The organism is Neisseria sp. P0019.S003 (assembly GCF_051957115.1).
GTDB classification, from domain to species: Bacteria; Pseudomonadota; Gammaproteobacteria; order Burkholderiales; family Neisseriaceae; genus Neisseria; species Neisseria flavescens_D.
Genome location: NZ_JBQCWT010000105.1, coordinates 1 through 437 on the forward strand (window position 1 = coordinate 1; position 437 = coordinate 437).

Sequence of the window (437 nt, forward strand, 5' to 3'; positions counted from 1 at the left end):
TCGCCCATATCCGCAAGGCCTCACAAGGCCAGACCTCACTAGCAAACCCTCATCCCTTCATGCGCTAGATGTGGGGCGAATATTGGCTGTTTGCCCACAACGGCCATTTGATTGATTTTTTTCCTGAGCAGGGCGAATACTACCATGCCGTCGGCACGACCGATTCCGAACGCGCGTTCTGCTTCATCCTCAACCGCCTGCGCAGCCGCTTTGCCACCAAGCCCGAACCTGAAGTTTTGTTTGACGCCATTGCCGGCCTGACTCATGAAATCCGCCGCTCCGGCTTGTTCAACTTTGTGCTGTCCACCGGCGACTGCCTGTTTGCCCACGCCAGTACCTTACTGCACTACATCGTGCGCAAAGCCCAGGTTGGCAAAGCCAGTTTGCTGGACGCTGATGTAATGGTCGATTTTTCGCAAGTGACTACCCAGAACGAT

Annotated in this window: 1 pseudogene; it reads left to right on the forward strand. The window is 55.1% G+C overall.

Features of this window, described 5'->3' with window-relative positions:
* Positions 1 to 437, forward strand: a pseudogene (locus ACTHTS_RS11315) (class II glutamine amidotransferase); the annotation flags it as partial.